We start from the raw sequence: 21,475 nt of genomic DNA, 5'->3' as shown, positions 1-21,475 counted from the left end.
AGGAGAGACGAAATGAGTATAAGAATTGCGCTTGCAGGTAATCCAAACTGCGGTAAAACAACATTATTCAACGATATAACCGGCTCAAAACAACATGTTGGTAACTGGCCAGGTGTTACAGTTGAACAAAAAACAGGTAAATATAAAAAAAATAAGGAAATAGAGATAGTAGACTTACCAGGTATATATTCTTTATCTCCATATTCAGCAGAAGAAATAGTAGCAAGAGACTACATAGTTGATGAAAACCCAGATGTTTTAATAGACATAGTAGATGGTACTAATATAGAAAGAAACTTATATTTAACTTTACAAGTATTAGAAACTAAAATACCTACTGTAATCGCTTTAAATATGATGGACGAAGTTGAAGCATCAGGAACAAAAATAGACGTTAAAAAACTTTCAAAAATATTAGGTGTACCAGTAATCCCAATAGTTGCAAGAAATGGAAAAGGTGTAAATGAATTAATGGAAGCTGCACAAAAGATAGCTTCATCAAAAACACAAAGTAACGACTTAGAAGTATTTTCACCACAAGTTAACAACTATATAACAGAGATAGTGGGACTACTTAATGATAACGATAATCAAAATCACAAATCTAGCTCATATGAAATGTGGCAAGCAATAAAAATACTTGAAGAAGATGAAATAGTAATTGAAAAATTACCAGGAAATAAAAGAGCAAAAATAACTTCAATAGTAGAAAAAGCAAATAGTGACTTCAATGGAGACACAGAAGCTGAAATAGCAGACCAAAGATATAAATTCATATCAGAAGTAGTAAATAAAACAGTTAGCAAACCGCTTAAAGCAAACGGTCAAAGAAAAGAAACAACATCAGATAAAATAGATAAAGTACTTACAAACAGAATTATAGCTATACCAGCCTTTTTAGTAATTATGTATGCATTATTCTCAATCACTTTTGGTGAAGGACCTTTAGGTATAGGTGTATGGTTACAAACTATAGTTACTGATTTTTGGGATGGACCATTTACAGAAACTATAATGGGTGCAATAGAAAGCATGGGTGCTGCTGATTGGGCAACAGGACTTGTTGGCGATGGTATCCTTGCTGGGGTAGGAGGAGTTGTATCATTCTTACCACAAATATTAGTATTATTCTTATTAATGTCATTCTTAGAAGACAGTGGTTACATGGCGAGAGTTGCTTTCGTTATGGATAGATTATTTAGAAGATTTGGTTTATCAGGAAAATCTTTCATACCACTTTTAATGGGATATGGTTGTTCAGTGCCAGCAGTTATGGCATCTAGAACACTTGAAAGTGAAAAAGATAGAAGATTAACTATAATGATAACACCTTTCATGTCTTGTGGAGCTAAATTACCAATATACTTAATGTTTGCTGCAACTTTATTTACACAATATAATCAAACATTAATAATTTACTCTATATATATGATAGGTATAGTAGTAGCAGTAATAGGAGCTTTAATATTAAGTAACACTTTATTCAAAGGTGAAACTTCAAACTTTATAATGGAGCTTCCTCAATATAGAATACCAACTTTAAGAAGTGTATTAATACATGCATGGGAAAAAGTTAAAGGATTCGCAATAAAAGCAGGAACAATAATCTTAGGATCAACTATACTTATATGGTTCTTATCTAGTTTCAACTTCAGTGGAATGTGTGAAATGGATGAATCTATATTAGCTAGTATAGGTAGAGGAATACAATGGATATTTACACCACTTGGATTTGGTGAATGGAGAGCATCAGTTGCAGTTGTAACTGGATGGATAGCTAAAGAAAATATAGTTTCTACATTCGGTGTATTATTCGGTGCAGCAGATGCAGTATCAGAAGCAGCAGCTGAAGGTACAGCAGCACTTCCAGGATTATCAGCAGTATTCACTCAAGCAGCAGCATTCTCATATATGGCATTTAACTTACTTTGCATGCCTTGTTTCGCAGCAGTAGGTGCTATAAAGAAAGAAATGGGTTCTTGGAAATGGACTGGAATAACAATAGCATTCCAAATGATAACTGCTTATATAGTAGCATTCATCGTATACCATGTTTGTATGTTTATCTTTTAGATAAATTTCACTTAAATAAGTGTATAATGTATAAATAGGAGATGAATTAAAATGATCAATTGGATAATTGCAATAGTAGCGATATTAATAGTGGTTGCGACAATTGGCAATTTTATCAAAAAGTCAAAATCTGGCGAAAGTAGTTGTGGCTGTGGTTGTAGCAACTGTTCTTCAGCTGACAAGTGCCATGCAGATATAGATCAAATGGTAGATGATTTAAAAAAAATTAAATAATAAAGTAACCTAAATGAAAAACTCTAGTATTTTGGTCCCCCCAATTTAACTAGAGTTTTTTATTTATAATAATTATAAATTATCCATATAAAGATAATATATAATTTATTTAAAATTAAAAAACCATCTTAATATTTAAGATGGTTTTTTAGATTAAGATTTTTTATATAGATAAGCCGTATTTTTATCTTGATTACAATAAAAATACGTATCTTTGTTATTTAAAAAGTAATTAGTTATACCAATATCGCCGTTTGATATTGTAAAATGAAATATATTAAAAATAGAAACTGCTCCCAAATATTCAGGAAAAATTATTGCAATTATTATGCTAAATAATGTAGTAATTGCAAATGGAAATATTGATACAAACATATATTTATTTGAGTTGAGCTCAGTTTTGTCACAAGAGCAAAATATATTTGCCTTGGAAACCATTAGTTTAACATTTCTACAACCAATAATATAAGCGGCAATTAAGTGAAGGAATTGGTGTCCTCCTATAAAAGCCAAGAAAAATACTATTGCAAATCCAAAGTTAATTATTATATGGTGGAGATTTGGCCTTAGTAATATGCTTATTATAAAAAGAATGCACATAATATAAAAAAAGCATTTATATATCTTTGAGATTATAGAGGGAATAGCTAGCCACTCATGTATAAGGTCAAAGCAGTTTGTATAGTCAAACTCCAACACTAATTTTGTATTATCTCCTAAAAAGTTATTTTTTTGTGTTTCCATAATATATCCCCCCTCTAAAAATTAATATAAAATAGTTTATATTAATAAATAAAGACTTCTATATATAAATTATATTCCAGAAAAAAATGATGTTCAAGCAAAGTAATATTAAATTTTAGTAATATATAGAATTGAATTATAGACTATAAAGACCTATTAATATTAAATATTTTAATTGAAAAATAAGTAAATGAAGTATAATATAGAAGAATAATATATTAAATAAATATTTAAGTAGAAAAGAGGGAAAAAATGATAACTGAAAGATTACAAAAATTAAGAGAATCTATGAAAAATAAAGGAATCTCTGCATATATAATTCCTTCTGCAGATTTTCACCAAAGTGAATATGTAGGAGATTATTTCAAGTGTAGACAATTTATTTCTGGTTTTACAGGTTCAGCAGGAACAGTTGTTGTTACTTTAGAGGAAGCAGGGCTTTGGACTGATGGAAGATATTTTATCCAAGCAGAAGATCAATTAAAAGATTCTACAATAAAATTATTTAAAATGGGAGAACAAGGAGTAGAAACTGTCGAACAATATTTAAACAGGGTATTAAAAGATGGTGATACTTTAGCATTTGATGGAAGAGTACTAAATGCAAAAGAAGGCTATGGATATGAAAAAGAATATAGCGATAAAAATATAAATATAGTTTATGAATACGATTTGATAGATGAATTATGGGCAGATAGACCTTCTATGTCAAAAGATAAAGCGTTTTTATTAGATGTAAAATATGCTGGTGAAAGTATACAAGATAAATTAACTAAAGTAAGAGCTATAATGAAAAAACAAAATGCTACAATGCATATATTAAATTCATTATATGATATAGCATGGTTATTGAATATAAGAGGAAACGATATAAATAACACACCTGTTGTTTTATCTACAGCAGTTATAACTTTAGATAAAGTATATTATTTTGTAGATGAAGAAAAATTAAATGATGAAATAAAAGCTGAATTTAATAAAATAGGAATAGAAGTAAGAAATTACTTTGAAATATACGATTTTGTAAAAACTATACAAAAAGATGAAGTAGTTTTATTAGATGGCACTACAGTAAATTACAAACTTTACAGAAATATACCTTCTAATGTATCAATAATAGATGCACCAAATCCTACATTTATATTTAAAGCAATAAAAAATGAAGTTGAGCTTAAAAATATAAGAGAGTGCCATATAAAAGATGGTGTCGCTATGACTAAATTTATGTATTGGTTAAAAACTAATATAGGAAAAATAAAAATAACAGAAATAAGCGCATCTGACAAATTAGAACAACTTAGAAGAAGTGACAAAGACTGTTTTGATTTAAGTTTCCCGACTATATCAGGATATAAAGAACATGCTGCTATGATGCACTATAGTGCCACAAAAGAAAGTGAATATGAATTAGAACAAGAAGGAATGTTACTTGTAGATTCTGGTGGACAATACTATACAGGGACAACTGATATAACAAGAACGTACATATTAGGAGATATTACAGAAGAACAAAAACTACACTATACATCTGTTTTAAGAGGTATGATAAGACTATCTAAAGCTAAATTCTTATATGGATGCAGAGGGCTAAATTTAGATATTTTAGCAAGAGGTCCACTATGGGATTTAGGAACAGATTATAAATGTGGTACAGGTCATGGAATTGGATTTGTATCGAATGTTCACGAAGGCCCAAATGGATTTAGATGGAAGATAGTACCTGAAAGAAATGACTCTTGTATACTTGAAGAAGGTATGGTTACAACTAATGAACCGGGAGTATATATAGAAGGAAGCCACGGTATAAGAATCGAAAACGAATTAATATGCCAAAGAGGTCCAAAAGTTGGCTTAGATCAATTTATGGAATTTGAAACTATAACATTTGCCCCAATCGACTTAGATGGTGTAAATCCTGAATATATGGATAAATCAGAAATAGTATGGTTAAATAACTATCATAAAGAAGTATTTGATAAAATTTCACCATATTTAAATGAAGATGAAGTTGAGTGGTTAAAACAATATACTAGAGCTATATAAAAATTAAATATATATAACAAAATAGCCATAAGAATATTAGAAGGGGATCTAAGCTTATGGCTATTTCGCATGCACAATGTTTAATTACAATGTTTAATTATATATTTAAAATTATAGGGAATGCTGATTTAATTTATCTAAATATTTATAATATTTTAAATTTATAAATACATTGTATATTAAATCCATATATACCGCAAGAAGAAAGGATTTTTTTTATAAGAAAATTAATTGAAATTGAAAGCTTTTCTTATAACGTGTAAAATTTTGATGTAATATAAATTTATTTTTACAAAGTTGCACAAAAACTTTCAAAATATTAGAAATAATACGACATAAATAAGCATAGAATATACATTAATTCAGTAAAAAACTATAAAGAGTATGCTATAATTTATATAAGAACAGTGGACAGGATAAATTAGATTTAAATTTGTAAAAATATATTAGGAGGAATTTTAATATGAAAATAAATAACATACCGGATGAACAGTTGGAAAGCCAACTTAAATATTTAAAGTTGCTGTCTAAGCAATATCCGAGCATATCGAGTGCAAGTGCAGAGATAATAAACTTAGAGGCAATACTGAGTCTACCAAAAGGGACAGAACATTTTTTGTCAGATTTACATGGTGAATATGAACCATTTGTGCATGTTCTAAAAAACGGGTCAGGAGTTATAAAAAGAAAAATAGAGGAGTTATTTGGGAATATTGTTTCAGAAGCTGAGAGAAAAAAACTAGCTACAATAGTTTATTATCCAGAACAAAAGCTAGATATCCTTATAAAGGAAGAAGAAGATTTAGAAGATTTTTATAGAATAACAATTCACAGACTTATAGAGCTTTGTAGATATGCATCTAGCAAATATACTAGATCTAAAGTAAGAAAATTTCTTCCTGATGATTTTAAATATATAATAGAAGAATTACTACATCCAGACGAAAGTAGTACACATAAAGACGGGTATTATAAAAGCATTATAGAAACAATAATAGAAATAGATAGATCTAGAGAATTTATAATAGCTCTATCTAAAGTTATACAAAAACTAGTAGTAGATAGATTACATATAGTAGGTGATGTATATGATAGAGGGCCAAGACCAGATATTATCATGGATACACTTATAAATCACCACAATGTAGATGTTCAATGGGGAAATCACGATATATTATGGATGGGAGCTGCCTCAGGTCAAAAGGTTTGTATAGCAAATGCAATAAGAATATCAGCTAGATATGCAAATTTAGATATAGTTGAAGATATTTATGGAATCAATCTACTTCCTCTAGCTACATTTGCGATGGAAGCATATAAAGATGACCCATGTAGTGAATTTATGCCTAAAGCAGAAGAAGGAAAAGTATCAACTAAGGAAAAATCATTAATAGCAAAAATGCATAAAGCTATCAGTATGATACAATTTAAATTAGAAGCTGAAGTAATTAACAATAATCCAGAATTTGATATGAAGCACAGACTTCTTTTAGATAAAGTTGATTATGAGGCGGGGACTATAAACTTAAAAGGAAAAGTATATAAATTAAAGGATACAAATTTCCCGACTATAGACCCAAAATCACCATATAAATTGACAAAAGAAGAAGAAAATGTAATGGATAAATTAGTAGCCTCATTTAAAGGTAGTGAAAAATTACAAAAACATGTTTCATTCTTATTCTCAAAAGGAAGTATATACTTAATTGCAAACAAAAATATGTTAGTACATGGTTGTATCCCGCTTGATGACAAAGGAAACTTTATGTCTATGAAGATAAAAGGAAAAGAGTATAGTGGTAGAGCATTAATGGATCAAATGGATTCTTATGCGAGAAAAGGATTTTTCTATAAAAAGAGTCCAGAAAAACAATTTGGTATGGATATGATGTGGTACTTATGGACAGGTAAATGTTCTTCATTATTTGGAAAAGATGATATGACAACTTATGAAAGATATTTTATTGCAGATAAAAAAACTCATGTAGAAAATAAAAATCCATACTATACATTGAGAGAAGATGAAAATATATGCAATAGAATTTTTGATGAATTTGGATTAGATTATGAACAATCACATATAATAACTGGACATGTTCCTGTTGAAAGTAAAAAAGGTGAAAGTCCAATAAAAGCAGGTGGAAAAATATTAGTTATAGACGGCGGTTTTTCTAGAGCATATCAAGGAAAAACAGGTATAGCTGGATATACTTTAATATACAACTCATACACACTTCAACTAGTCGCTCATGAGCCATTCTCATCAGCAGAAGACGCAATTAAAAAAGAAAGTGATATATTATCAACTTCAGTAGTTGTAGAAGATATAGCTCGTAGAATGTATGTGAGAGATACTCTTGATGGAGAAAAAATGCAAGAAGAAATATATGATTTAAAAATGTTGCTTTTAGCTTATAAAAAAGGCTTAATTAAAGAAAAATAAATAGATAATATTATACAGTATAAAAATACACCAAATTAGGGAAAATATTTATGTTAACAAAAGTGGTATATAAATTAAAGATTTTTAATCAAAAGTAAACGATTTATATACCATTTTTATACAAATTTTAACGACTATATCATATTTAACATAATCTTAATATTGAATTAACTTTGATTTAGCAAACAAATTTGATTTTTAATGTATTATCAAAAGGAATTAATTTATAAGTCTTAAGGAGGAGCAGACGTGCAAATAGCAATTAGTTTACTAGGTGGCCTAGGATTATTTTTATACGGTATGAATATGATGGGCGATGGACTTCAAAAATCTGCCGGAGAACAATTAAAAAAAATAATTGGATTTTTAACAAGTAATGTAGTAATGGGAGTTTTAGTAGGAGCTGTAGTAACAGGTATAATACAAAGCTCGAGTGCAACAACTGTAATGGTTGTAGGTTTTGTTAATGCAGGTATAATGTCATTATCACAAGCAATAGGTGTAATTATGGGTGCCAATATAGGTACAACAGTTACAGCACAATTAGTATCATTTAAATTAGAAGATATAGCACCTATAGCATTAGGAATAGGTATAATTATATACTTAGCATCAAAAAAACAAAAGCATAAACAATATGCAGAGATATTATTAGGATTTGGTATGTTATTTACGGGTATGGAATTTATGAAAGAGGCAGTAAGTCCTTTAGCTGATTTACCACAATTCAGAGATGCTTTACTTTTCGTTGGTATCCATCCAGTATTAGGAATACTAGCAGGTTTCTTAATAACAGGTATAGTTCAATCATCAAGTGCATCTATGGGGATGTTGATAGCTTTAGCATCACAAGGTATTTTACCACTGAGTGCAGCATTACCAATATTATATGGTGATAATATAGGTACATGTGTTACTTCACTATTATCAAGTTTAGGTGCATCGAAAAATGCTAAAAGAGCAGCGACTATGCATTTAACATTTAATGTAATAGGTACGATACTATTTATGTTTATATTTACAATACCAATAAGCAAAGTTGTAACTTATTTAGATCCAAACAACGTTGCAAGACAAATAGCAAACGCACATACATTATTTAACGTAGTAAATGTAATCGTGTTATTGCCATTCTCAAAATATATAGTTAAATTAGTTTTAAAATTAATACCAGTTACTGAAGATGAAAAACATGAAAACTTAGATGTAAAATATATAGACGATAGAATGATAGAAACACCAAGCATTGCTGTTGGAAATGCATTTTTAGAAATAAAAGAAATGGCTAACTATGCTAAAGAATCTGTACAATATGCAATTGAAGGTATACTAAATAATTCAAGAGAAGAAGTGGAAAAAACTTTTGAAATGGAGAAAAAGGTAAACCAAATACAAAGACAACTTCTTGCATTTTTAGTTAAACTATCAAAAGAATCATTAAATGAGGATGAACGTAACAAAGTTACAAATTTAATATATGCAGTTAACGACATAGAGAGAATATCAGACCATGGTGAAAATATTGCTGAATTAGGTAGAGATTTAATTAATGAAAATCTTAGTTTATCAGAACATGCAGAAGACGAAATTAGAGAAATATATAATTTAGCGATAAATAACTTCACTGACTCTATGAAATGTTTAGAAGAAATTAATTTACAACTTAGAAAACAAGTACATGAAAATGAAAGACAAGTTGATTTATTAGAAATAGGATATAGAAACCATCATCTACAAAGATTAAACGATGGAAAATGTACAGTAGATTCTGGTGTTATTTATTTTGATATATTAAATAACTTAGAAAGAATATCAGACCACTCTAAAAATATAGCTGATTATTCTTATGATATTTAATAAAATTAAATATATATAGATTTTTAAGACCCAATCATTAAATTTTAAGGATTGGGTCTTTTTGGTAAAAATAACAAAATTGTTTCTATAGTAAAATAGTAATTTTATGTATAATATAAATAGAATGATAATTTGTGGAAAATGAAAAATAAGGGGAATTTATATGAAAAAAAGTAAAGTATGTAAATACTGTGGGGAAAAATTAGAAATAACCAGTGATAGATGTTTGGCATGTGGAAAAACACAAAAAAATTTCATCAAGAGAAACCCCGTATTTATAGGGTTTATTATAATTTTAATATTAATATTGATTTCAATAGGAATTATATTGATAAATATAAACTCTAAAAGTAAAAATAATGATTCATCAGAATATCTTGGATTACAAAACTTCTTAGGTGATTTTTGGGAGGATATATCTATTTCATCAGATGAATTAATAGAAGAATATGAACGTAGTGAAAAAAATGCAGATTTAAACTATGACCAAGTTTTTTTAGAACTTACGGGTAAGGTAAAAAAAGTAGAAGAATTGGATGATAGAGTACTTAAAGTTGAGCTAGAAACTAAAAAAAATAGTCAATATAAGATATATTGTAGATTTGATCAAGATGAAAATGAACATTATGATGAGATAAAGCAATACAAACAAGGAGACGATATTACATTAACCGGAAATTTAGTTAGAGATAATAAAACCATAACTATGGAATATTGTATCTTAGGAGATTGGGAAACATATTATGCCTTTGACAATACATTTAATATAGACTTAGACTTAGACGATGTATTAATAGACGCCAGAAAAGAAGATAAAAGCATAGAATTAAATAGTAAAAATATAATGTCATTTGATAGAGATATATTAGACTATGGATACACATATGAAGATATAATTGATTATATTTCACAAATTTCAGATGATGAAATTAAGATAACAGATATAAGTGAAAAATCTAGCTTAAAAAATAGAACTATTACTATGAAAATAAATGAAAAAGAAGTTAGCGTAAATTTAAGCAAAGATAATACTTGTTTTGATGAGAGTTTAGTTTATCAAATTAATAAAGTATTAGAAGAAAGTAAATCAGAAAAATTACTTTATTATGCAGATATGGACTATGAAGATTTTGCAATTGTAAATATTGCATACTCAACTCAAAGTGATATAAATAAATTAAATAAAGTAATAAGTAAATCAAACTTAGATATGAAGCAATTTAAAAAAGATGAAATTGAATCAATATAAAGCTTAAAAATAAAAATATGACAAAGCATATAAATTGTGTTTTGTCATATTTTTTTTGTCACAAAATGCGATAAATTATAAAAAATAAAATTAACAAATGTTAAATAATTTATCCAAATAAATCTATATTAAAACTGTTAAAAATAACGATTTCCAAGCGCTTCGTTCTTTGACATATCAATTAAAATAAAGTATAATACCATTGTATAAAAATGAAAGAAAATAAATTAAAATGAAAAATAAGAGGTGGACTAATTGAATAACGTAAAAATTCAACCAGTATTGGTTGGTGGAGATATAAATTGTTACTCTGTTGCAAGAGCTTACCATGAAGCATATGGAGTAAAATCAATAGCATTTGGAAAAATCCGTATAGGAGCAACAAATCACAGTAAAATAATCGATTACAGAGAAGGAACGACTATAGAAGACGAAGAAGCTTTCTTAAAAAGATTATTAGAATTACCAGATCAAGAAGCAGAAGAAGGTAAAGTATTTATCATACATGGATGTAAAGATGAATATGCTGAATTTATAATCGATAATAAAGAGATACTTTCAACAAAATATATAGTTCCATATATAGATAAAGAATTAAAAGACAAATTAATCGAGAAAGACTCTTTCTACCAAATATGTGAAGAGTACAATCTTAACTACCCAAAAACACACGTATTTAACAAAGGTGATGAAGTAGTAGATTTCGGATTTAACTATCCAGTAATCTTAAAAGCATCAGACAGTGTTACTTTCTTCCAACATGAATTCCCAGGAATGAAAAAAGCATACATTGTGCAAGATGCAAATGAATTCAAACAAATAACTGATGAAATATATTCACATGGATATGAAAAATCTTTAATAGTACAAGATTTTATACCAGGTGATGACTCACACATGAGAGTTTTAACTTGTTATTCTGACCAAAACGGAAAAGTAAAAATGATGTGTTTAGGACATGTTTTACTTGAAGAACATACACCAAAAGGAATAGGAAACCACGCAGCTATAATAACTGAATATGACGAAGAAGTAATGACTAAATTCAAAAACTTCTTAGAAAGCATAAACTACACTGGTTTCTCTAACTTCGATATAAAATACGATACAAGAGATAATACTTACAAAGTATTTGAAATAAACTTAAGACAAGGTAGAAGTAACTACTACGTAACTGGTTCTGGAAACAACATAGCTAAATATGTAGTTGAAGATAGAGTTGAAAATAAAGAATTAGAATTAAAAATACAAAAAGAACCTTTCTTCTGGAGAGTTATACCAAGACATGTAGTATATAAATTTGTTAAAAATAAAGATTTAGTAAACAAATGTAAACAATTAGCTTCAGAAGGAAAAGAAGCAACATCATTTGGATATAAATACGATTTAAGCGGGAATATTAAGAGAAGTTGGTACATCTTCTTATACAGCATAAATCAAATCAGAAAGTTTAATAAATACTGTAAATAAGAATGGTGATAATATGGAAAATATAACTGCAGGAGTAATGGGCGGTCTAGGGCCTATGGCATCTGTTTATTTCTACAAAATGGTAGTGGATATGACTGATGCTAAAACTGATCAAGAACACGTAGACATGGTAATTACAAATAGAGCAACTACACCAGATAGAAGTGCATACATTTTAGGCAAAAGTGATGAAAATCCAGCTGATGTACTTATTAGTGATGCACAAAAATTAGAACAATTCGGTGTAGACTTTATAGTAATAACTTGCAATACAGCACATTATTTTTATGAGAAAATAAATAAAAGTGTAAATATACCAGTTCTTAGCATTGTTGAAGAGACAATAAAATATGCTAAAGAAAATGGTCATAAAAAATTAGGTATTATGGCTACAACAGGTAATATTAAAACTAAATTATATCAAGAAATGTGTGAAAGATTTGATATGGAGTATTTCGTCTTTGATGATGAAAGACAACAGCAAGTCATGGAGATAATTTATGACGATATAAAAAGTGGAAAACCTGCTGATATGAATAAATTTAATAAATTGGTAAACCATTTAAAAGAAAATGGATGTGATGGAATAGTACTTGGTTGTACTGAGTTATCTATCTTAAAAAACGACAACAATTTAGGTAATGACCTATATATAGATTCATTAGAAGTATTAGCAAGACAGACTATTATAAAATCAAATAGAAAAGTAAAAGAAATATTTGTTTAAGAATAATTATTAAATTGATGAAACTATAGGAGGACATATGGTTAAATTAACTAATGTATTAGAAGGTATTTCTTTTACCTCTAATACTGATTCAAAAGATTTTAATGATATTGAAATAGTAGACATAGCTTATAGTTCTTTAAAATGCCAACCAGGATATATGTTCGTTGCTCTTAAAGGAGAAACAGTAGACGGACATAAATATGTCTTTGATGCATATTCAAGAGGAGCTAGAGTCTTTGTATTACAAGATGATATAGAAATGGCAGATGACGCTATAAAAATAATAGTTGAAGATACTAGAATAGCTTTATCTAAAATGTCTGCAAATTATTTTGGAAATCCATCAAAATCATTAAAAATAATAGGTGTTACTGGGACAAAAGGTAAAACTACAATTACAAACTATATAAGTGAAGTTTTAAACAGAGCGGGAATAAATACAGGTGTAGTAGGAACTAATGGTACTTTCTACAACAACATATCAGAAACTACAGTGAATACAACTCCTGAAAGTTATGAACTTCATAGAATATTTAGAAAGATGTTAGACAGTGGAGTAGAATGTGTTTCTATGGAGGTATCTTCTGGTGGGCTTCAAAGACATAGAGTAGAGCATGTTGATTTTGATATTGCTATATTCACAAACTTATCACCAGACCATATAGGACCAAAAGAACACCCTACTTTCGAGAATTACTTAGAATGTAAGGCTAAATTATTTACATTAGCTAAGCATGGAATAATCAATATAGATGATAAATATGCAAAAGACATAATAGACATTGCAACTTGCAATATCGAAACTTTCGGTATAGAAAAACAAGCTGATGTAATGGCTACTGAAATACAATACTCAAAAGACTTAGATTCACTAGGTGTAAACTTTGTCTGCAAAACTAAAGAATCTAATGATGATTATTATATATGTTCGCCAGGAATATTTAGTATTTACAATGCATTAGCTGTAATATCTGTTTGTAAATATTTAGGTGTTAAAAAAGAAATAACTAGAAAAGCCCTAACTGAAGCAAAAGTTTGCGGAAGGGTAGAGGTTTTATCTGCATTACCTTATGCAACTATAATTATAGATTATGCACATAATGGAGTTAGTTTAGAAAATATATTAAAGACACTAGAACACTACGACCACAAAAGACTTATATGTCTATTTGGTTCAGTTGGCGGAAGAACTGAAATACGTAGAAAAGAATTAGGCGATGTTGCTGCAAAAGAATGTGATTTAAGTATATTAACATCTGATAATCCAGATTTTGAAGATCCTGAAAAAATAATAGATGATATAGCTAAATCATATAATGATAAAAGTAAATATATAATAGAGCCAGATAGAGAAAAAGCTATTCAACTAGCTGTTAGAATAGCACAAGAAGGCGATATGATAGTACTTGCAGGAAAAGGACACGAAACATACCAATTAATAAATGGTGTAAAAGTTCCATTCTCAGAAAGAGATATAGTAAGAGAAGAAGCTAAAAAAGTACTTGCAAGTCGTGCGCAAGAAGTTATGGTTCACAACTAATAAAAAGCTTACAGTATGGATATCCATATTGTAAGCTTTTTTAATATATAAAGTTATATAAATATAATTTTTATAAAAAAAGCATAGCCCAAAAGCTATGCCTTATAAACTTATAAAAAGATAATAGTTATCTTTTTATAAGTTTATATTTATCTTATACGTTGAATCTGAAGTTAACAACGTCTCCGTTTTGCATTACGTAGTCTTTACCTTCAAGTCTTACAAGACCTTTTTCTCTAGCGTTTGCAACACTTCCACATTCAACTAAATCATTGTAGTTTACTATTTCAGCCCTGATGAATCCTCTTTCTATATCACTGTGTATTTTACCAGCAGCTTGTGGAGCTTTTGTTCCAACTTTTATAGTCCAAGCTCTAACTTCTTGCTCACCAGCAGTTAAGAATGACATAAGTCCTAATAATGAGTAAGATGATTGGATTAATTTATCAAGACCTGATTGTTCAAGTCCAAGAGTTTCTAAGAATTCTTTTTTCTCTTCATCAGATTCAAGTTCAGATATTTCCGCTTCTATTTGAGCACAAACAACAACAACTTCAGCATTTTCAGAAGCAGCGAATTCTCTAACTCTAGCAACGTATTCGTTGTTAGCACCTTCATCAGCTAAATCATCTTCTGAAACGTTAGCAGCATATATAACTGGTTTAGAAGTTAATAAGTTTAAGCTGTTTACGAATTCTTGTTCTTCTTCAGTAAAGTCCATAGTTCTTACTGATTTACTTTCTGCTAAAGTAGCAGCTATAGAATTTAACATTTCTAATTCACCAGCAAGTGATTTGTCAGATTTTAAAGCTTTAGTAGTTTTAACTATTCTTCTATCTAATATTTCTATATCAGATAATATTAACTCTAAGTTTATAGTATCGATATCTCTTATTGGGTCAACTGAACCGTCAACGTGAACAACGTTTGAATCTTCGAAACATCTAACAACATGTACTATAGCGTCAACTTCTCTTATGTGAGATAAGAATTTATTTCCAAGACCTTCACCTTTTGAAGCTCCTCTAACAAGACCTGCGATATCGCAGAATTCTATAGCAGTTGGAACTATTTTTTTAGCGTTATTTAATTCTTTTAATACGTTTAATCTTTCGTCTGGAACTGCAACAACACCTACATTTGGCTCTATTGTACAGAATGGGTAGTTTGCTGATTCTGCTCCAGCTTGAGTTATAGCATTAAATAATGTACTTTTACCTACATTTGGTAAACCTACTATTCCTAATTTCATTATGATCTTCCTCTCTTTTATATAAAAATTAATTATTTTTCTCAATAATTTTAGACATACATCTTGTATTATACATCATAACTACGATATATGTAAACAATTTGACTTTTGTATATAATAGTAAAAATAAAGAGATAATATAAAAGAATGATTAAATAAAATAGCAAATATGATGAAGATAAGGTATTATTATATAGGATAGTTAAAATAAGGAAAAGGAGCTAGTACATGAAAAATTTAAAGACATTAGAAATAGGGAAAAATGTAAAACTTACATTAATCCCAGAAAGTAAATTTAAGACAAATTTAGTAAGTGTATATATACTTAGAGAATTAGATAGAAAAGAAGTTACAAAAAATGCTCTGCTTCCAGGCATTTTAAAAAGTGGTTGCGATAAATATAAAACACTTGGTCAATTGACAAATAGAGAAGAAGAACTATACGGCTCATATCTAAATGCTGGAACATCAAAACGAGGAGAACATCAAGTTTTAGGATTTAGTATATTAGGTGTAAATGAAAAATATTTAGACGAAAAAATATTAGGTGGTTGTATAGATCTATTAAACGAAATAATAAATAATCCTCTAATAGTAGATGGTGGATTTAGTGAAGAATACCTAAAAATAGAAAAAGAAATATTAAAAGATTCTATAATGGGTATCATCAATGATAAAGGTACCTATGCAATGAAACAAGCTAGTGAAATTATGTTCGAAGGAGAACCATACGCTATAAGTGGGAAGGGTTATATCGAAGATTTAGACGATATAAATGGAGTAAACTTATATCAACATTATAAAAATATATTAAAAACTTCTCCAATAGAAATAATAATCGAAGGCGAATTTGATGAATCAGAAGTAGTAGAATTAATAAAAGAAAGATTTACATTCGATAGAGGAGATATAATAGATTTACCAAAAGAAGAATTCTATAAAGAAGTAGACGAAGTAAAAGAAGTAAAAGAAACTATGGACATAGCACAAGGTAAATTAGTTATGGGTTATAGATGTAATGTTGATTATCTTGATGAAGAGAGATACTATAGCCTTCTTTTAGGTTCTAGAATATTAGGTGGAGGCGCTGATAGTAAACTATTTGTAAATGTAAGAGAAAAAGAAAGTCTTTGTTATACTATTTACTCTACAATACAAAAAAGCAAATCTACAATGATGGTTTGTTCAGGAATAGAAGCTGAAAACTATGAAAGAACTGTTGAATTAGTAAAAGAGCAAGTTCAAAAATTAAAAGACGGAGATATAACAGAAACAGAAATTGCAAATGCTAAAATTGCATTTATAAATTCTTTAAATTCTTTAAACGACGAAATAGGAAGACTTTCAGATTTCTATTTCTCTCAATCAATAGTAAAAAATAAAAGTGACTTAGATGAGATAAAAAATATGATAAATAAATCTACAAAGGAAGATATAGTAGATGCTGTAAAAGATATTCAACTAGATACTATATACTTCTTAAGTAAATAGGGAGGGCATAATGGAAAAGATAGTCAACGAATTGTTAAAAGAAGAATTATATTATGAAAAATTAGAAAATGGATTAGATGTGTACTTTATGCCTAAAAAAGGATTTACTAAAAAGTATGCTGTTTTAGCTACTAATTACGGATCAAATGACTTAGAATTTATTCCTATAGGAGAGAGTGAACCTATTAGAGTAAACGAAGGTATAGCACATTTCTTAGAGCATAAAATGTTCGAACAACCAGATGAAACAGATGCATTTGGAAAATTCTCAAAATGGGGAGCTAATGCCAATGCATTTACAAACTTTACAACGACAGCGTATTTATTTACAACAACAGAGAATTTTTATGATTGTCTAGATCATTTATTTGATTATGTGCAGACACCTCATTTTACAGATGAAAATGTAGAAAAAGAAAAGGGAATAATTGCCCAAGAAATAAAAATGTATGATGATGACCCAGGCTGGAATGTATCATTTAACGCAATAAAAGCAATGTATGTAAACCACCCTGTTAGAGTAGATATAGCTGGAAGCGTAGAGAGCGTATACAAAATAACAAAAGAAGAACTTTATAAATGTTATAATACATTCTACAATCCAGGAAATATGGCTTTATTTGTAATTGGTGATTTAGAACCAGAAGAATTATTTGATAAAGTAAAACAAGCAAATAAATACGACATGGCAAAAATGGAAGAAGAAATAACTAGAATATATCCAGAAGAGCCTACAACAGTTAACCAAAAAGAAATAATAACTCAGGCGCCTATTTCAATACCTATCTTCAATATAGGATTTAAAGATGATAAAGTAAATATAAAAGGAAGAGAACTACTTAAATACGAAGTAATGACAGACATATTAAATGAAATGTTATTTAGACGTGGTAGTGAAATATATGAAAATCTATATATGAAAGGTCTTATAAATAGAAGTTTTGGAGCAGGATTTACTTCACAAATCGATTACGCATTTACAACAGTTGGAGGCGAATCAAAAGATCCAAAACAAGTAAAAAAAGTTATATTCGAGTATCTTGATATGTATAAAAAAGAAGGATTAGATAGAGCTACCTTTGAAAGAGTTAAAAAATCTTCTATAGGTAATTTTATTAAATACTTTGATTCTTTAACTTTCATTGCAAACAACTTTATCTTCTACAAATTTAAAGATATAAACTTATTAGATTATGTAGAGGTAATAAAAGAAGTTACATTTGAAGAAGTACAACAAAGACTAGAAGAACACTTAAGAGAAGATAACTGTGTAATATCTATTGTAGAGCCTATTGATAAAGAAAATAACTAAATAAAAACATTGAGTATAAAATCTACAATATAAATTACAAATTATAAAAATAAAAGTTGTAGGAGATATCTTCTTACAACTTTTGTTTTTTAGAATACATACGAAATATTTATTTTTAAGCTATAAACTGATATAATAACATTTGTATTCAGATAGCTTACTTTAAAAAGGGGGATTTTTTTATGATAGACGTACATTGTCACATACTACCAGAGGTTGATGATGGAGCTGAATCTATGCAACAAGCCATAAATATGGCAAAAATAGCACAAGAAGAAGGAATCAGCAAAATGATTGCAACTCCTCATTATCATCCAGAATTCAAATATGAAAAGGGTGAGGAGTTAAAAAGAATTTCTGAGAGATTTAAAAAGGAATTAAAAGAAAATAATATAGATATAGAAATATATTTAGGAAACGAAATTTATTTTACATATGATTTAATGGATAAGATTTCAGAACTAGACTTTTATTGTTTAAATGATAGTAAATATATATTAATAGAGTTTCCGCCTAATAATTTTCCTAGCAACTTATGCAATATTGTTTATGAATTAAAACAACAGGGATATACACCAGTATTGGCTCATGTAGAGAGATATATGCAAATTCATGAGGACACAGAGATAATTTATGATTGTATAAAAACAGGTGCAATTATTCAAATAAATAGCTCAAGTCTTATAGGAAAACAGGGTAAACAATTCCAAAAAATATGTGATCTTTTAATTAGTAGAAATATGGTTCATTTAGTTGCGACAGATGCCCATAGTGATACAAGAAGACGCCCATTATTGAGAGAGGCATATGAATATGTTGAAGATAAATACTCAAAATCTATGGCAGAAAATCTATTTAAAAATAATGCTCAGTGTATCTTAGACAATAAAGATATTATTGTAGAAGAGCCACTAGAGAAACCAATAGAAAAAGTAAGTTTATTTAGTAGAATATTTAGAAGATAAGAGGTGTTTATATGGATAGAGTTGCATTTACACTGTTTGGTGTAGATATAATGTGGTATGGAATTTTAATGGCTACAGGGATGGTCCTTGGAGTTTTTATTGCATTAAGAGAAGCAAAAAGGCTTAATATAAAAGAAGATGATATATTAAATTTAGCTATTATTGCAATCCCTTGTGGACTTATAGGAGCTAGAGCTTATTATGTTATCTTTAACTGGTCTTATTATTCAGGAAATATAGCTGAAATTTTAAACTTTAGAGGTGGCGGCTTAGCAATTCATGGAGCTCTAATTGGAGGAATTTTAGCTGGGTTTATATATGCTAAAGTTAAGAAATTAAACTTCTTTAAATTGGCTGATTGCGTTGTTATAGGTATACCATTAGCTCAAGCAATTGGGAGATGGGGAAATTACCTAAACAAAGAAGCTCATGGGGGACCGACAGATTTACCATGGGGGATAATGGTTGATGGTGTAAAAGTACATCCTACATTTTTATATGAATCTATATGGGATTTAGGTGTATTTATATTTTTGATGGTATTTAGAAAAAAACAAAAATATGAAGGCCAAATCCTTGCTTACTATTTAATATTATATTCTATAGGAAGATTTTTCATAGAAGGACTTAGAACAGATTCACTTATGTTAGGACCATTAAGAATGGCACAAGTTATAAGTTTAGTATTTATAATTATAGGTGTTGTACTAAATTATGTATTAGTAAAAAAATCTAATAGATAACATTAATATAAAAAATACGACAGTTAGAGATTTTACAGAAAGGAAGTGAATTTTTTATGGAATTCCATCACGTATCTGTACTTTTAGATGAATGTATAGAAAATTTAAATATAAAAGAAGACGGTGTATATGTAGACTGTACAATGGGTGGTGCAGGACACTCAAAAGAAATCGTAAAAAGACTTTCAAAAGACGGACTTTTTATAGGGTTTGACCAAGATAAAAATGCAATAGCTACTGCAAAAGAGAGATTAGCAGAGTATTCTGATAGAGTTAGATTTATTCACAGCAATTTTTCAAATATAAAAGAAGAATTAGAAAAAATAGGTGTATATAAGATAGATGGAGTACTAGCTGACTTAGGAGTTTCTTCTCATCAATTAGACGAAGCTGATAGAGGTTTCTCATATATGCACGATGCTCCTTTAGATATGAGAATGGATATTAGAAAGCCATTTTCTGCTTATGATGTAGTAAATACATACTCAGAAGAGCAACTTGCAAAAATAATAAAAGATTATGGTGAAGACAATTGGGCGAAGAGAATAGCTAAATTTATAGTTGAAGCTAGAGATGAAAAGCCAATCGAAAAAACAGGTGAATTAGTTGATGTAATAAAAAAAGCTATCCCTAAAAAAGCTAGAATAGATGGACCACATCCAGCTAAAAGAACTTTCCAAGCTATACGTATAGAAGTAAATAATGAGCTTGGAGTTATAAACAAAATGATAGACGATGCTGTTTCTATGATGAATAAAGGGGGAAGAATATGTATAATTACATTCCACTCTTTAGAAGATAGAATAGTAAAAAATGAATTTAAAGAATTATCGCTTAGCTGTGTTTGTCCACCAGAACTTCCAATTTGTCAGTGTGATAAAGTTTCTGAAGTTAAAGTTATAACTAGAAAACCAATACTTCCAAGCAAAGAAGAAGTTGAGGCAAATCCTCGTTCAAGAAGTGCAAAACTTAGAGTAGCTGAGAAAAAATAATAAATTAGAAAAATATGTAAAAAATATTGTTTAAAATATACTTTAGGTATATAATTATAAATATCAATCTTAACTAAATAAATTCTTATCAAGAGTGATGGAGGGAATAGGCCCTGAGAAGTCCAGCAACCTATATTAGATAGGTGCTAAATCCTACTTATGTTTTCATAAGAAAGATAAGAGAGAATGAGAAATAAAGCTCTTTTATCGTAAGGTAAAAGAGCTTTTTATAGTATATAGGAAATTATATTACTTTATATTTGGCGATAAGTATAATTTTTTAAATATGCTATAAATAATTTTTATCTTTAAAAAAATTTAAAGATATTTTTATATG

Annotated in this window: 16 protein-coding genes and 1 riboswitch; of the genes, 14 read left to right on the top strand and 2 right to left on the bottom strand. The window is 28.7% G+C overall.

The features are described from left to right. Positions 1-12: 12 nt before the first annotated feature. Together feoB and ABCM86_RS07650 are read left to right on the top strand one after the other, a co-directional pair. Entirely contained in the window at positions 13-2,073 is a 2,061-nt protein-coding gene (gene feoB / locus ABCM86_RS07655) for a ferrous iron transport protein B (RefSeq protein WP_295677655.1), read from the top strand. Positions 2,074-2,124: 51 nt separating this feature from the next. Beyond that, entirely contained in the window at positions 2,125-2,307 is a 183-nt protein-coding gene (locus tag ABCM86_RS07650) for a FeoB-associated Cys-rich membrane protein (RefSeq protein ID WP_343003790.1), read from the top strand. A 153-nt stretch (positions 2,308-2,460) separates the two neighbouring features. Here ABCM86_RS07650 and ABCM86_RS07645 read toward each other — a convergent pair whose 3' ends face one another. Continuing rightward, positions 2,461-3,051, bottom strand: coding sequence for a metalloprotease family protein (locus ABCM86_RS07645; protein WP_195931830.1), 591 nt, complete (start codon positions 3,049-3,051; stop codon positions 2,461-2,463). 252 nt (positions 3,052-3,303) lie between these two features. On the opposite strand from ABCM86_RS07645, the gene ABCM86_RS07640 reads away from it, so the two are divergent. The 7 genes from ABCM86_RS07640 (at position 3,304) to ABCM86_RS07610 (ending at position 14,383) form a co-directional block, all read left to right on the top strand. After that, complete coding sequence (locus ABCM86_RS07640) at positions 3,304-5,094, top strand: aminopeptidase P family protein (RefSeq protein ID WP_343003789.1); 1,791 nt, start codon at positions 3,304-3,306, stop codon at positions 5,092-5,094. A gap of 463 nt (positions 5,095-5,557) precedes the next feature. After that, positions 5,558-7,537 carry a fructose-1,6-bisphosphatase gene (locus tag ABCM86_RS07635; RefSeq protein ID WP_195929821.1) on the top strand — a complete coding sequence of 660 codons (1,980 nt, stop codon included), beginning with the start codon at positions 5,558-5,560 and terminating at the stop codon, positions 7,535-7,537. A 249-nt stretch (positions 7,538-7,786) separates the two neighbouring features. Next, complete coding sequence (locus tag ABCM86_RS07630) at positions 7,787-9,394, top strand: Na/Pi cotransporter family protein (protein ID WP_295732966.1); 1,608 nt, start codon at positions 7,787-7,789, stop codon at positions 9,392-9,394. Between the two features lie 163 nt (positions 9,395-9,557). Beyond that, a complete protein-coding gene (locus ABCM86_RS07625; RefSeq protein ID WP_295732964.1) occupies positions 9,558-10,643 on the top strand; it encodes a hypothetical protein in 1,086 nt (361 codons plus the stop codon). Positions 10,644-10,898: 255 nt separating this feature from the next. Beyond that, positions 10,899-12,113, top strand: a complete 1,215-nt coding sequence (locus tag ABCM86_RS07620; protein ID WP_195929818.1) for a carboxylate--amine ligase — start codon at positions 10,899-10,901, stop codon at positions 12,111-12,113. 13 nt (positions 12,114-12,126) lie between these two features. Then, positions 12,127-12,840 (top strand): amino acid racemase, encoded by a 714-nt coding sequence (locus ABCM86_RS07615; protein ID WP_295675574.1) that lies wholly within the window; start codon positions 12,127-12,129, stop codon positions 12,838-12,840. A 37-nt stretch (positions 12,841-12,877) separates the two neighbouring features. Then, positions 12,878-14,383 (top strand): UDP-N-acetylmuramoyl-L-alanyl-D-glutamate--2,6-diaminopimelate ligase, encoded by a 1,506-nt coding sequence (locus tag ABCM86_RS07610; protein ID WP_343003788.1) that lies wholly within the window; start codon positions 12,878-12,880, stop codon positions 14,381-14,383. 154 nt (positions 14,384-14,537) lie between these two features. On the opposite strand, the gene ychF is transcribed toward ABCM86_RS07610, so the two are convergent. After that, positions 14,538-15,635, bottom strand: a complete 1,098-nt coding sequence (ychF, locus tag ABCM86_RS07605; protein WP_195929815.1) for a redox-regulated ATPase YchF — start codon at positions 15,633-15,635, stop codon at positions 14,538-14,540. A 228-nt stretch (positions 15,636-15,863) separates the two neighbouring features. On the opposite strand from ychF, the gene ABCM86_RS07600 reads away from it, so the two are divergent. The 5 genes from ABCM86_RS07600 to rsmH all read left to right on the top strand — a co-directional run bounded on the left by ABCM86_RS07600 (position 15,864) and on the right by rsmH (position 21,138). Further along, entirely contained in the window at positions 15,864-17,126 is a 1,263-nt protein-coding gene (locus ABCM86_RS07600) for a pitrilysin family protein (protein WP_343003787.1), read from the top strand. Positions 17,127-17,136: 10 nt separating this feature from the next. Beyond that, complete coding sequence (locus ABCM86_RS07595) at positions 17,137-18,438, top strand: pitrilysin family protein (protein ID WP_295732961.1); 1,302 nt, start codon at positions 17,137-17,139, stop codon at positions 18,436-18,438. 182 nt (positions 18,439-18,620) lie between these two features. Further along, the gene (locus ABCM86_RS07590) at positions 18,621-19,403 is read left to right on the top strand and encodes a CpsB/CapC family capsule biosynthesis tyrosine phosphatase (RefSeq protein ID WP_343003786.1); all 783 of its coding nucleotides are present in this window, start codon (positions 18,621-18,623) and stop codon (positions 19,401-19,403) included. A gap of 11 nt (positions 19,404-19,414) precedes the next feature. Beyond that, positions 19,415-20,146 (top strand): prolipoprotein diacylglyceryl transferase, encoded by a 732-nt coding sequence (gene lgt / locus ABCM86_RS07585; RefSeq protein WP_195929811.1) that lies wholly within the window; start codon positions 19,415-19,417, stop codon positions 20,144-20,146. Positions 20,147-20,202: 56 nt separating this feature from the next. Then, positions 20,203-21,138: a 16S rRNA (cytosine(1402)-N(4))-methyltransferase RsmH gene (gene rsmH, locus ABCM86_RS07580; protein WP_195929810.1), complete on the top strand. Its 936-nt coding sequence runs from the start codon at positions 20,203-20,205 to the stop codon at positions 21,136-21,138. 82 nt (positions 21,139-21,220) lie between these two features. Next, positions 21,221-21,321: riboswitch (SAM riboswitch) on the top strand. Positions 21,322-21,475: the final 154 nt, after the last annotated feature.

This window comes from Clostridium sp. 2218st1_F5_2218SCRN_220325 (assembly GCF_039062665.1).
GTDB lineage: Bacteria > Bacillota > Clostridia > Peptostreptococcales > Peptostreptococcaceae > Intestinibacter.
This window is presented reverse-complemented; position numbering and strand designations above follow the sequence as displayed.